Consider the following 15,163-nt stretch of genomic DNA (forward strand, 5'->3'; position numbering starts at 1 on the left):
CAAAAATGAATACTTGCAGACGAATTTACTTACCACCTTTAAGTTTGGTAGGCCCAAATGCTTTACTGGAATTAAAAGATGAACTGGCCGCCAGAGGTTTTACAAAAGCTTTATTTGTAACAGATGAGGTTTTGGTGAAGATTGGTGTGGCAGAAAAAGTGGAAGATGTACTAAAAGGAGCTGGCCTGGATTATGTGACTTACAGTAGTGTAAAGCAAAATCCAAATACCGAAAACGTAAAGGAAGGTTTAGCTATTTTAACAGAAAATAAATGTGATTGTATCATTACCTTAGGCGGTGGTTCTCCTCAGGATTGTGGTAAAGCTGTTGGTATTTTAGCAACCAATGGTGGTTCTGTTGAAGATTATGAAGGAGTTCATGTTTCAAAAAAGAAATCTTTACCGATAATTGCAATCAATACAACTGCTGGTACTGCAAGTGAAATTACGATCAACTATGTGATCACCGACGAAAAGCGTAAAGTAAAAATGGTGATGGTTGATAAAAACTGTTTGGTAGATATTGCAGTTAATGATAGTATGTTAATGCTAAATAAACCTGCCTCTTTAACAGCCGCAACAGGAATGGATGCCTTAACTCACGCAATTGAAGCTTACGTAACTGTAGGTGCTTTTGAATGGTCAGATACGCTTGCATTAAAGTCGATAGAGCTAATCGGCAGTAGTTTAAGGGATGCAGTAAAAGATGGACAGAATATTGAAGCAAGAACTAAAATGGCTTGGGGACAATTCATTGCCGGACAAGCATTTTCAAATTGTGGATTAGGCTATGTACACTCTATGGCTCACCAGCTGGGCGGAATGTACGATTTGCCTCATGGTGTTTGTAATGCAATTCTTTTGCCTTATGTAGAAGAATTTAATGCAGAGGTATGTGGCGAAAAATTGGGTAAGGTAGCAGAAGCTTTGGGTGCTGATACAACCGGCATGTCGGTAGATGAAAAGAAGAAAGCGGCTATTGCAGCTATTAAAAAATTGTCGAAAGATGTTGGCATTCCTGCAGGATTAAAAGAATTGAATGTTGATCCGAAGGACTTTGAAGCGATGGCGAAAAATGCGATGGCAGATGTTTGTACTGGAGGTAACCCAAGAGAAGTTTCCTTGGAAGAGACCATTAAGATTTACGAAGCAGCATACTAAAAAGAAATTATTTAAATCTTGTGTCTTGATATTTGCGTCTTGATACTAACTTATAAAATGATGAAAAATTTTAATCCGAATTTATTACATCCAAAAACTCAGTTAACACAAGTTATTGGTAAAATTTACAGAGATGGAATGACCACCACATCAGGAGGGAATATTTCTATCATGGATGAAAATGGCGACATGTGGGTAACCCCATCGGCTATTGATAAAGGCAAATTGACCGAAGATGACATTATTTGTGTAAAAAAGGATGGATCGATTGTTGGCAAGCACAAACCTTCGTCGGAATATCCTTTTCACAAGGCAATATATGATGCTCGTCCTGAAATAAAAGCAGTAATTCACGCGCATCCGCCGGCATTGGTTTCTTTTAGTATTGTTCGTGAAATACCAAATACCAATATTATTCCTCAGGCTAAAAAAGTATGCGGAAAAATAGGTTATGCAGAATATGAATTGCCGGGCAGTGAGGCTTTGGGAGCAGTAATCGCGAAACAATTTATTGGCAGCGATTATATGGCCGTAATTATGGAAAATCACGGTACTGTTTTGGGTGGTACAGATATGCTGGATGCTTATACTCGTTTTGAAACATTGGAGTTCTGCTGTCAGACCATCATTAACGCTAAGGGAATTGGGAATCCAACTTACTTAACCGATGAGCAAATTAAAGCCTACGAAGCTCAAATGCCCGAAGTTAAAGACTGTAATACCAATGTGGTAAATACAAGCATCGAAAAAGCGCTTCGATCGGAGCTTGTTGAATTTGTTCACCGTGCTTGTCGTCAAAATTTAATGATCAGTTCTTTTGGAACAATCTCGATGCGTGCCGAAGGAAACGATTTTTTGATTACTCCAACAGGAATAGCCCGATGGGATCTTAAAACTGAGGATATTGTTCAGATTAAAGATGGTAAACCGGAGGAAGGCAAAACACCAAGCCGTTCAACCAAGTTGCATCAGATGATTTATGAGCAAAATCCAAATGTGAATACAATCATTATTACTCAGTCTCCCTATTTAATGGCTTACGGTACAACAGGCGTTAAATTTGATGTAAGAACGATACCAGAAAGCTGGATTTTCTTACAAGATGTACCTTGTTTGCCAATTGAAACACAATTTCAGGGGAATACTACAATTCCCGAAATGATTTGCGATACAGTTCCTGCTGTTTTGGTTGCAAACAACTCATTTTTGGTAACTGGTGGCTCTATGATGCAGGCATTCGACCGACTGGAAGTAGCTGAGTTTAGTGCTAAATCTTTAGTGATTGGTGCTCCTCTTGGCAAAATGGTTCCTATTAATGATGAGCAGGTTGAAGATTTGAGAAAGAAATTCTTAAGTTAATTTGAATTAGTTTTATATAGCAAAAAGATGAACTCAACGGTTCATCTTTTTTATTTTATTAAAATGAATTAAGATTTTTCAACTCTCGTGTTGCTTTGATGAATATTCTTTAGGTGATACACCATAATAAGCTTTAAAAGATTTTGAAAAATGTGATAAATTGGAATACCCGATCGCATAACCTATTTCTCCGATGTTAATTTTACTTGTTGTAAGCAGATAGGCTGCCTGTTTCATCCGAATGTTTTTGATGAAATCACGGGCCGACTGATTGGTTAGTTCTTTTAATTTTCGATGCATATGTACTCTGCTGATTCCAACACCATCGGCCAGCATTTCAACATTTAGCTCACTGTTAGAGATGTTATCTTTAATAATTGCCATTACTTTTTGCATCAATATTTCGTCGTGCGATTTTATTTCTATATTTTCTATTTCATGCTCTTTCTTAGTCTGTAATTTGCTATATATCTTTTTCCGGTTTTCTAAAATATTAGAAATCATTTTAAGGATAAATTCACTTTTGAAAGGTTTTACCAAATACATGTCGGCACCCGTTTCAATGCCTTCTGTTTCATTTTCTTCCTTAGAAAGTGCCGTAAGTAAAATAACAGGAATATGGTTGGTTAGAATATTTGTTTTTATTTTTTTGCACAAAGTGATACCATCCATTTCCGGCATCATAATATCACTAATAATTAGATCTGGTTTTTCGTCCAATAAAATTTCATGAGCTTTTTTACCATTTTCACACGCCACTACTTTATAACAGGCAGATAATTCATTGTACAGATAGTTTCTGATGTCAACTTCATCATCAACAATCATAATCTTGTAATTGGTTTTGCGTTTTACACTTTTATCAATAGGAGTTTGGATGTTCTCTTTTGATACCTGCGAAATATATTTATGCGACGGAGCCTGAAAAGCTGTTTTTTCTGTGATAAGATCTTTTGGGGAAAGATGCTCATTTCCAAGAGGAAGTGTAATAATGAATCGACTCCCGGTTTGGTCATTACGGTTTTCGGCCAACAGTTTACCTTTGTGTAAACTAACCAATGAACGGGAAAGATGCAAACCAATGCCTGTACCTGTTGATTGTTTTGTATCCGGAGAATAAACTTGGTAAAAGCGATCAAAAATTCGCTCAATTTCACTTTCCTTAAGTCCTACACCTGTATCGCTGACAGTTATTTTTACCTGTTCATGTTGATGATTTCCTTTTCCAATGGTTTCTTTTGTAATACTTAATTCTATTTCACCTCCTGAAAGTGTAAATTTAAAAGCATTTGATAATAGGTTGAAAACAACCTTTTCAAAATTCAGAGGATCTATCCATACCTCAATATCCGGATCGCTGGTAGTTATACTGAAAGATATGTTTTTATCGTTGGCTAACAGTTCGAAAGATTGAGCTATCTCCTTAATAAAGCTGTAGATGTTTGTTTGTTGAAATTTTATAAGGATCTGTCCTTTGTCAATTCGTCTCACATCCATCATTTGGCTAACCAAACGGTATATTCTATTGGCATTTTGCTGCATAATAAAGAACAGTCTTGAGTTTTTCTCATCAAAATTTTGTTTGATTAATTTTTCTAAGGGATCTAATATTAACGATAAAGGGGTTTTAATTTCGTGAGATATATTGATGAAAAACTGCATTTTCATTTCATTCACTTTTTCCGCATTCAGGCGTTTTACTTTCTCCATGTATAACATAAATATTCCATAGAATAAAGAGCCGATTAACAGAGTCCATAAAATTTTTGCCCAAATCATTTTATACCAGGGAGGGAAGATAATGATGGTAAGTTTTCTTGGCGTTGACAGGTTCTTTTTATCAACGGCACGCACCGAAAAGGTATAAGTACCATGATTTAAATTGGTGTAGGTAGCCCTTTTATTTGTCGAGCTGGTTACGTTCCAGCTTAAATCAAAGCCTTCCATTAAATATTCGTAAGAAACAGCTGTTTGATTGGCAAAATCCGTTGAAGTAAATCCAATCGAAAATACATTATCCTGTTCGCGAAGCCTGATTGTATCTGCAAGAACTATTGATTTATCCAGTATAACATGCTTACCCGATTTATCACCAATTTTCACCGGTTTATCGAAACTTAAAAATTCAGTAAGCATTACATCTCTTACTTCCCTGCTGATAGTTGCATAATCTTTGCTGATTTGCGTTATTCCATTTATACCACCAAAAAACAGTTCTTGTTTATCCGATTTAAAAGCCGCATTTCTCGAGAATTCATTGGCCTGAATACCATCGTAGGAATAATAATTGGTAAAAGACTCATCTTTTGGATTGAATCTGGACAATCCGTTATGTGTTCCAATCCATAATTGGTTGTATTCATCTTCAACTATTGAACAGATCACATTGTTGCATAAGCCATCGTTGATATCATAAAAGCTGGAGCTATCACCGTTTATTTTCACCAATCCCTCGTAGGTACCAACCCATATGTTATTTTCACTATCGGAAAGAATACAGTCGACGGTGTTATTTTTTAGCAGTCCGTTTTCTTTCGAATACTGAGTTAGTGATTTTGTTTTTAGGTTAATATGAAAGAGTCCTACGTAGGTGCCGATCCATAAATTTTGAGCTTTATCAATGTAAACGCAAAGAATCCATTTAGGAATTTTTTCATTCAGCGATTTGGGAATGTCTAGTCCGTCGTAGAACAATTCTTTTTGAGTGTCAAACCTACATATGCCATCATCTAAGGTTCCTATAATCAATTCGTTCTGCTTGTTTTTTGTGATTGACGTGATTTTATTATAAGTTTTACCTGAAGTGTTGTTCTTTTTAGTAGTAAAGGTCTTAAAGCTTCCGTTTTTCTTATCATATCTGATAAGACCATTAATATATCTGCCTAACCACAGATAGTCGTTTGTATCATTATACAGAGTAAGAATATTCTCTCCAACAAAAATTCCACTTTCATTTTTTAAAGGGATGTGTTTAACTTTTTTAGTTGATCGGTTCAAATAATACAGGCCATCTCCATCTGTTGCAATCCAAAGTTCTTTGCCATTTCCGTCAATTGCCGTTATGCAGCTCGACCCGATACTATTTTGATCAAAGGCTTTATACCCATAGGTTTTAAACGTTTCCTGTGATTCGGGCAGTAAATAAATGCCTTTTTGAAAAATACCCAACCAAATATTACCAGTTTTATCTTCAATAATAGAATGAATTTTACTCTTTAAAAAATCGAAAGAGGCATTCACGGTGGTATAGTTTTCCAATAGATTTGATTCTTTGTTCAATAGCTTTAAGCCAAAACCATCTGTTCCTACCCACAGCCTGTTTTTTGAATCAAAAAGAATATCTTTTACCGGAAGATTGTCTTCATTTTGGTTTGCACAGTTGATTGGTTTTACAACTCCGGTTTGTTTATTTAATTGAGCTAATCCACCGTTTAAAAACCCTATATATATAATGTCCTGATCTCCTTCACAGATACATGAAATTTCTTTGTTCAAGAAGAATGTTTGATTGTTTTTGGATAAGGTGAAATTCTTAATTTCTTTCGTGTCCGGATCAAAAGAATTTAAACTCTGGTTGGAAGCGATCCATAATATTCCTTCTTTGTCTTCAAAAATATCTATCAGACTATGTTTGCCAAATTGTTCATTTAGCTTTTCACAATAATCTGGTTTTAGGGTGTTTTTATCGATTCGAATCAATCCATGCCCTGTTGTTGCCAACCAAATGTCACCATTTGATAATGTTATCATACAGGATATAAACAGATGATCTTTTTGATGAGACAGAGCTAATTCTATTTCATGGAAAGATTCTGTTTCATGATTGTATATTTGCAATCCATTTATTTGAGCAACCCATAAATTTCCCTTTTTATCTTCAGTTAATGCAGTTACAAAGTTGTTTTTTAATGAGTTGCTAAAATTTATATTATTTGCGTACGACTTAAATTTGATTCCATCAAATCGATTTAATCCATCTTCGGTAGCGATCCATAAAAAATTTAAATGATCTTGGTAAACCTTATTAATAAGACTATTGGATAACCCTTCGTTATAGTCGAATAATTTTTTTTTTTGAGAAAAAGCGGATATTGAGAATAAGAGAAGAAGAAGAGTGAGATATTGTTTCGGGCGCATAGTTTTGTCAGTTTTCATTAACGGTGTCTAAAAATATTAAAAAATACTAAAGAGTGTGAAAATTACAAGCCTTAATTTAAGCCTTACAGCACAATGTAACCAATAGGAAAGATAATGTAACAAATATGTAATTCGCAGTAACTAACAGAAAATAGTTGGTAACAAGAGTGTTTTAGTTCAAGAAGAGACTATATGTATCTTGTAGTCCAAAGAAATTAACACTTGTAATGCTTAATGCCATATTCTATGGCTGAGGTAAAAAAGTGAATTTGATAAAAATAAAGAATCTGATTTGTTAACCCTAATATGTTTTTAGCAATTGCGAAAATATATTTTAATAAAGCCAAAACCGATACATATGCTTACTAAATATTTCTTGATCATATTTTTGTATTTTATTACTGGAACGCAATGGGCTTCAGGTCAAAATAAATTGGATGGTTCAGAATTGTGGTTTACACATATGGAAACGATTGAAAGCGCGTCGTTTGCCTGCCCATCTTTTATTTGGATACCACAATCATCTCCAACTTTTACCATCATTCACAAAGAACTCAAAAGTGGTCTTAATAAATTGTATAATAGGGAGGTGAAGGATGTAAGCCGATTGAATTCAAATGGTTTATGCGTTGGCACATCCAGCCAAAAAGATTTATCATCTTACTTTAAGAAAGAAGAGTTGAGTGTATTAGGGAATGACGGTTATATCATAAGAACAACAGGCAATAATGTGACCATTATTATTGCAAATACAGATTTAGGAGCATTATATGGTACCTATCATTATTTAAGATACTTACAAACTGATAATACACATAAAGCAAATTTTGACATTGTAGAAGTACCATCATACCAACGAAGAATTCTGAATCATTGGGATAATTTAGACGGCACGGTTGAAAGAGGATACGCTGGTCATTCAATTTGGCAATGGAAGGATTTGCCTCAAAAAATAAGCCCCAGATATATAGAATATGCACGGGCAAATGCTTCCATTGGCATTAATGGAACCGTTTTGAATAATGTAAATGCAAATCCGGCTGTTTTAAGTATTGAATATCTTAAAAAAGTAAAGACGTTGGCTGATATTTTTCGTCCTTATGGGATTAAGGTTTATTTGTCCATAAATTTTTCTTCTCCTTCTGTTCTGGGTGGGCTTACAACAGCAGATCCTCTTAATAAGGATGTAAGAATCTGGTGGCAGGATAAAGCAAAACAAATCTATTCTCTGATTCCTGATTTTGGAGGTTTTGTTGTGAAGGCAAATTCGGAAGGACTGCCGGGACCTCAGGATTTTGGGCGTACTCATGCTGATGGAGCGAATATGCTCGCCGATGTTTTAGAATCTTACGGTGGAATTATAATGTGGCGTGCTTTTGTTTACAATCCTAACGGAAACGATCGCGCTAAGCAGGCTTACAATGAATTTAAACCTCTCGACGGAAAATTTCGCAAGAATGTAATCCTTCAAGTGAAAAATGGTCCTGTTGACTTTCAGCCCAGAGAGCCATTCAGTCCTTTGTTTGGTGCAATGCAGCACACTACCCTGATGCCGGAATTACAGATAACACAAGAATATTTGGGTTTTTCGGATCACTTGGTTTATTTGGGAACACTGTTTAAGGAGTTTTTAAACTCAGATACCTACACAAATGGAAGAAACTCAACAGTATCCCGGATTACTGACGGATCTGTTTACGATGACTCCATAACCGCTGTTGCCGGAGTAGCTAATATCGGTTTAGACAGTAATTGGTGCGGACATCATTTTGCTCAGGCCAATTGGTATGCTTTTGGTCGTTTGGCCTGGAATCATCAATTATCTGCCCGGAAAATTGCAAAGGAGTGGTTAATGCAAACCTTTTCACACGATCAGGATTTTTTGAATCAAATGTCAGGTGTCATGATGGAATCGAGAGAAGCCACCGTAAATTATATGACACCACTGGGATTACATCATTTAATGGGGTGGGGCCATCATTATGGTCCGGAACCCTGGTGTGAGATTTCCGGAGCAAGACCAGACTGGTTGCCAACTTATTACCATAAGGCAGATAGCATAGGTGTTGGATTTAACCGATCATCAAGCGGAAGTAATGCTGTCAGTCAGTATGCAGAACCTTTGCTTTCAGTTTATAACGATCCTGCACTTTGCCCGGAAGAACTTTTGCTGTGGTTTCATCATTTACCATGGAATTATGAATTGATTAATGGCAGAGATTTATGGTCAGAATTGTGTTACAGATACAGCATGGGAGTTGAACAGGTAAAATATTTTCAATGCACCTGGAATTCTCTTCAATCAAAAGTAGATAAAAATAGGTTTAATGATGTGCAAAATAAATTAGCAATACAATTAAAGGAAGCTATCTGGTGGAGGGATGCGTGTTTGCTTTATTTTCAAACTTTCTCTCACAGACCAATTCCTTCTCAACTGGATCAACCTAAATCTAAATTGGAAGATCTTAAGGAACTTAAATTTTTAAAGACTCACCATAATTAATGATTAACAATAACCAAATGGATGATAAATGTTTTTTTTAAAATGACTGGAGAAGGACTTTAGAAATTTAAGTTTTATTGAACTTCAGCTGAGATTGTGAGTGAAAACAGCCAATTTATGCAGCCCGAGGTGATGTGTTTCAGTTTAATGATAAAAACAAATAAAATCAATATGATAAGATTTATTGTGTTAGAGTTGATTGTCTTGTTCAGTATAATCTCTTGTAAAAATGATACTGGGAAGGAATTAAGTGAGAATAAACTTGTGTCTTTTTCAGTAAATGAGAACAATTTCCCGATAGTAAAATCTCAAAAAGGCACTCCCATATATATTGATGATAAAGACTATTCAGGTGTAATCAAAGTCGCTGAATTATTTCAAAAAGACATCGGAAAAGTAACAGGAGTAACTAGTCCTTTGCATATTGGAAAAAATCCTCAGGGTACTGCTATTATTATAGGAACAATTGGAAAAAGTCAATTGATAGACGGATTAATTAAGTCTGGTAAGTTAATCGCAGATGATGTAAAGGGGAAATGGGATAATAGTTTAATTGAAGTAGTTGAGAATCCTTTACCAAATGTTGATAGAGCCTTGGTGATTGCCGGGAGTGATAAAAGAGGCACAATTTACGGCATGTTCGATATTAGTCGTAAAATGGGAGTTTCTCCTTGGTATTTTTGGGCTGATGTACCTGTAAAAAAGCATTCCGAGGTATTTATTAAACCAGGCAGATATAATTTGGGTGTACCTAAAGTTAAATATCGCGGTATTTTTTTAAACGATGAGGAACCAGCTTTGGGAAGATGGGCGGTTGAGAATTACGGCGGATTCAATCATCAAATGTATGAGCATGTTTTCGAATTGATTTTACGCTTAAAAGGCAACTTCTTGTGGCCTGCTATGTGGTGGGCTGGTTTTAATAGTGATGATCCTTTAAATGCTAAATTGGCAGATGAATATGGGATTGTGATGAGCACATCGCACCATGAACCGATGATGAGAGCACATGCAGAATGGAAACCATACGGTGGAAAAAAATGGAATTATAAAAAAAATAAAAATCAGTTGGATGCTTTCTGGAAAGAGGGAATTGAACGAATGGGGAATAAGGAAAGTGTTGTTACTCTGGCTATGAGAGGAGATGGCGACGAAGCCATGGAAGAAGGAACCAACATCGAACTACTGGAAGATATCGTTGCCAATCAACGAAAAATTATAGAAGAGGTAACTCAGAAGCCTGCTAATGAAACACCTCAGGTTTGGGCTTTATACAAAGAAGTTCAGGAATATTATGACAAGGGAATGAAAGTACCTGATGATGTTACACTATTGTTTTGTGATGACAACTGGGGAAATGTTAGGGTATTGCCGGAACCAGAATCTGCTGAACGTTCGGGAGGTTACGGTATGTATTATCATTTTGATTATGTTGGAGGTCCGCGTAATTACAAGTGGCTCAATACGAATTCCTTACCACGGGTTTGGGAGCAATTGAGATTAACCTATGAACACGGAGTTGATCGCATTTGGATTGTGAATGTTGGTGACTTGAAACCAATGGAGTTACCTATTTCATTTTTCTTCGACTATGCATGGAATCCTGAGTCGGTTACTGTAAATGAATTATCAGAATATACAACGAATTGGGCATCAGAACAATTCTCTGGAAAATATGCAAAAGAAATCGCTGAACTGCTGGATTTATATACAAAATATAACAGGCGTCGCACACCTGAATTATTGGACGATCGTACCTATAGTTTGATTCATTACCGGGAATTTGAAAAAGTAGTTGAGGATTACAATCGTTTAGCACAAAGAGCTAAAAGTCTTTATGATATCATAGATGAGGATCAAAAAGATGCCTTTTATCAGTTGGTTTATTTTCCAATAAGCATTTGTGCCAATCTGAATGAAATGTATTGGTATGTGGCTAAAAATAAGCAGTATGCCAAAGAAAAAAGAGCTGCAACTAACTTGATGGCTGATAAAGTAGTTGAACTTTTTAAACGTGATTCGTTGCTTACTCTTGAGTTTCATACGGAATTAGCAGATGGTAAGTGGAATCATATGATGGCACAGCAGCATATTGGTTATACATATTGGAACCAGCCGGACAGTAATACGATGCCTCAGGTAACCTATTTGAAAGTGCCGGAAGTAGGACAGCTTTGTATAAAGATTGAAGGGAAAGATAAAATTTGGACAAAGCATGATTCTACTGCGAATCTTTCAATCTTCGATAATATCAATCAGCAGGAAATTTATTTTGAGCTTTTCAATACTGGAAAAAGAGCAATAGATTATAAAATTGAAGCTCCTAAGTGGATGAAAATCAGTGAATGTGAAAATAATTTGAAAGAGGAAGAGCGACATTTTGTTTCTGTTAACTGGGATCAGCTTCCTGTCGGTAATTCAGCAGGAACAATTTCTGTATCTGCTAATGGTCAGGTGATTGAACTAGGCGTTATTGCAGATAAAATTGATCTGAATCAAAAGAAGTTACAAGGATTTATTGAGAACGATGGAGTGGTAAGTATTGAAGCTGCAGACTTTAATTCAAGCAGTACCAGTCAGGGATTTGATTGGGAAGTGATAAATGGTTTGGGGAATACAAAAGGAGGTGTAACATCATTGCCGGTAAATAAAGGTTATCAGGAGTTTAGTAAGGACAATTCACATTTGGAATATACATTCACATTGCTTAACAAACCTAAAAATGATTCCATTACTCTTTTCATGTGTTTGGCACCAACGCAGGATTTTAAGAATAAAGACGGATTAAAATATGCGGTATCTGTAGATGATGAAGAACCTCAGATTATTAACCTGCATGAAGGTTGTGCAGGTAAGGATTGGAATTATGCAGAATGGTGGTGTACAGCGGTATCCGATAATAAATTAGTAAGAAAGTCAAAGCACAAACTGAATAATACAGAAACCCATATTGTAAGATATTGGTTGATTGATCCGGGAATTGTGCTTCAAAAATTGATGATTGATAATGGTGGACTCAAACCATCTTATTTGGGACCTCCTGAGAGTAAATTGTACTAATGAATACTAACTAATGTAGTATTTGTTGGAGCATATCCTTTTGCAGAATAGTATCGGATATAAAGTTTTGTAGGTGAAAACGAGATGCTGATAGTAAGAGTTAAACAATCAACATAAAAACAAAAGAGTATGAGAGCAAATATAAGATCATTTAAGAATTGGATAGCAAGGAGCCTTTTTGTGCTTTTAGGATGTTCAATTTTCCTGTCATGTTCGAAAACAAAAAATAGCGAAACAAATTCCCGTGAACGGATTTTAATCAACAGCGATTGGTATTTTTTTAAGTATGCTTCGCAGGCAGATGCAGATAGTCTTATTTATGATGTGCGTCCTGAAGTGAACGATAGTAAGGATGATAAGGTTGCAGATTCGAAACCAACAGAAGCGGTTCGTGTTGATGCAAAGCAAACTGTACTGAAAGCTTGGGTTTTACCAACAGGAAATCATTTTATTAAGGATTCTGAAAAGCGTCTCATTCGTCCGGAAGGAAATCCTGGAAGTGATTTTCCTTTTGTTCAGGCTGATTTTGATGATAGTTCCTGGAGAAAATTGAATTTACCTCATGATTGGGGTATTGAAGAACCATTTCAGGAAGGTTGGGAGTCTGAAGTTGGAGGAGGAATGGGACGTTTGGCGAGTCATGGAGTAGCATGGTATCGCAGGAAACTTGATATTTCATCTGATGATGCCGGAAAATCAATTTTTCTGGAAATAGAAGGTGCTATGTCATATGCAATTGTATGGTTAAATGGAAATTTGGTGGGAGGATGGCCTTACGGTTATAATTCCTGGCAGGTTGATTTAACGCCTTACATTATTCCCGGTGGAGTGAACCAATTGGCAATCCGAATTGATAATCCACCCAACTCTGCCCGATGGTATCCTGGTGGAGGATTGTACCGTAGTGTTTGGCTAACAAAAACAAATCCGGTTCATGTCGGTCAGTGGGGAACAGTTGTTACAACTCACAATGTTTCCGAAAAATCAGCTGAAGTAGATTTAGTTGTAACTGTTGATAATGACAGCAAGTCTGAAGCCCATATTGAAGTGAATACAACTGTTTATGCTTTGGACAAAAATGGTGTTCAAACAGGTGATCCTGTTGCCCGTTTTTCTCCGGAAAAAGTTATAGTTTCCGCTTTGGGAAAAACTGAAATTAAAAACTCTGTAGTAATTGACAAACCAGCTTTATGGGGACCACTTCCAACACAAATTCCAAATTTGTATTTGGCGGTAAGTTCAATACAAAAAGAGGGAAAGATTATCGATACTTATGAAACCCGATTTGGTATTCGCTCCATGGAGTTTGATCCAGAGAAGGGTATTGTGGTGAATGGAGAAGCAATAAGAATTAAAGGTGTAAATCAGCATCACGATTTAGGAGCTTTGGGAGCTGCTTTTAACAAACGTGCAGCTGAGCGCCAGTTGGAAATATTGCATGAATTGGGCTGTAATGCTATTCGTTTGTCGCATAATCCTCCGGCACCTGAATTACTTGAATTGACTGATAGAATGGGATTTTTGGTGGTTGATGAGATTTTTGATGTATGGGAAAGAAAGAAAACACCGCTTGATTTTCATCTGATTTTTCCGGACTGGTATGAGCAGGATACACGCGCATTTGTGCGCAGAGACAGAAATTGCCCTTCAGTTATCATGTGGAGTTATGGCAACGAAGTAGGAGAACAATATACAGATAAAGAAGGCGCTTCAATTTCAAAACGTTTACGCGATATTGTAAAAGAGGAAGATCCTTCACGACCTGCAACGGCATCTATGAATTTTGCAAAACCAGATATGCCGTTTTCTGAAGTGCCGGATGTAATCAGTTTAAATTATCAGGGAGAAGGGATTCGGAATGCACCCGCTTATGTTGCGATGAAAGGAATTCATACACATCCGCTTTATCCAGATTTCCATGAGAAATATCCCGGTAAGCTTATTGTGAGTAGTGAAACGGCATCAGCATTAAGTACCCGGGGAACTTATTTGTTTCCGGTATTTGCAGGAAGCAGTGCACCTGCTATGGATGGTTCTGGTGGTGATCCTAATACGAAATATGTAAGTTCCTACGAATTGTATACTGCTCCGTTTGGCTCGTCGGCCGATAAGGTATTCGCTACTCAGGATAAACACCCCTATGTTGCCGGTGAATTTGTTTGGTCGGGCTGGGATTATATTGGCGAACCAACACCATATTATCTTTCACGCAGTTCGTATTCAGGAATTATCGATTTGGCAGGCTTTAAAAAAGACAGGTTTTACCTTTACCAGGCACGATGGCGCCCTGATTTACCAATGGTACATATTTTCCCGCACTGGAACTGGCCCGAAAGAGTAGGAAAGCTCACTCCGGTACATGTTGTAACTTCAGGTGATGTGGTAGAATTGTTTTTAAACGGAAAATCGCTTGGACATCAGAAAAAAATAGATGGAGAATACCGTTTTCGTTGGGATGAAGTGAAATATACTCCGGGAGAGTTGAAAGCTATTGCTTACAAAAATGGAGAAAAGTGGGCTGAAGAGATCGTGAAAACAACAGGAAAGGCAAGCCAATTAAAACTTTCTGCGGATAGAAATTATATTACAGGTGATGGAAAAGATTTATCCTTTATTACAGTTAGTGTGTGCGATCAGGAAGGAATTGTGGTGCCTCGTTCAAATAATCTGATAAAATTCAGCATTGAAGGCCCGGGAGAGATTGTTGCTACAGATAATGGAGATCCATCCGATCTGGAAATATTTTCTTCTCATGAACGCAAAGCATTTAACGGACTGGCATTGGTAATTGTTAAGGCAAAGCAAGGAGAGGCCGGAACAATTAAAGTGATTGCAGAATCAGAAGGTATCCGGAAAATTGCAACGACTGTTCAGGTAAAATAGAAAAACGAATCGAGTTAAGGGATTTTTTGACATCATTTAGCGGGCTGTATTTCGGAAGTAA

The 15,163-nt window shown here is 36.6% G+C and carries 6 protein-coding genes; 5 read left to right on the forward strand and 1 reads right to left on the reverse strand.

The genetic code is table 11. From position 1 onward, the window contains the following. Window positions 1-5: 5 nt before the first annotated feature. Window positions 6-1,160 carry an iron-containing alcohol dehydrogenase gene (locus tag ACHZAX_RS04785; RefSeq protein WP_320018232.1) on the forward strand — a complete coding sequence of 385 codons (1,155 nt, stop codon included), beginning with the start codon at window positions 6-8 and terminating at the stop codon, window positions 1,158-1,160. A gap of 60 nt (window positions 1,161-1,220) precedes the next feature. After that, entirely contained in the window at window positions 1,221-2,519 is a 1,299-nt protein-coding gene (locus ACHZAX_RS04790; RefSeq protein WP_320018233.1) for a class II aldolase/adducin family protein, read from the forward strand. Window positions 2,520-2,597: 78 nt separating this feature from the next. On the opposite strand, the gene ACHZAX_RS04795 is transcribed toward ACHZAX_RS04790, so the two are convergent. Then, window positions 2,598-6,674, reverse strand: coding sequence for a hybrid sensor histidine kinase/response regulator transcription factor (locus ACHZAX_RS04795; RefSeq protein WP_101309054.1), 4,077 nt, complete (start codon window positions 6,672-6,674; stop codon window positions 2,598-2,600). Window positions 6,675-7,014: 340 nt separating this feature from the next. Between ACHZAX_RS04795 and ACHZAX_RS04800 the strand changes: the two genes are divergently transcribed. The 3 genes from ACHZAX_RS04800 (at window position 7,015) to galB (ending at window position 15,102) form a co-directional block, all read left to right on the forward strand. Further along, window positions 7,015-9,159, forward strand: coding sequence for an alpha-glucuronidase family glycosyl hydrolase (locus ACHZAX_RS04800; RefSeq protein ID WP_320018234.1), 2,145 nt, complete (start codon window positions 7,015-7,017; stop codon window positions 9,157-9,159). A 171-nt stretch (window positions 9,160-9,330) separates the two neighbouring features. Further along, window positions 9,331-12,219: a glycosyl hydrolase 115 family protein gene (locus ACHZAX_RS04805; protein ID WP_320018235.1), complete on the forward strand. Its 2,889-nt coding sequence runs from the start codon at window positions 9,331-9,333 to the stop codon at window positions 12,217-12,219. Between the two features lie 129 nt (window positions 12,220-12,348). Continuing rightward, window positions 12,349-15,102, forward strand: a complete 2,754-nt coding sequence (gene galB / locus ACHZAX_RS04810; RefSeq protein ID WP_320018236.1) for a beta-galactosidase GalB — start codon at window positions 12,349-12,351, stop codon at window positions 15,100-15,102. Window positions 15,103-15,163 lie beyond the last annotated feature (61 nt).

This window comes from Labilibaculum manganireducens, assembly GCF_963665805.2.
GTDB lineage: Bacteria > Bacteroidota > Bacteroidia > Bacteroidales > Marinifilaceae > Labilibaculum > Labilibaculum manganireducens.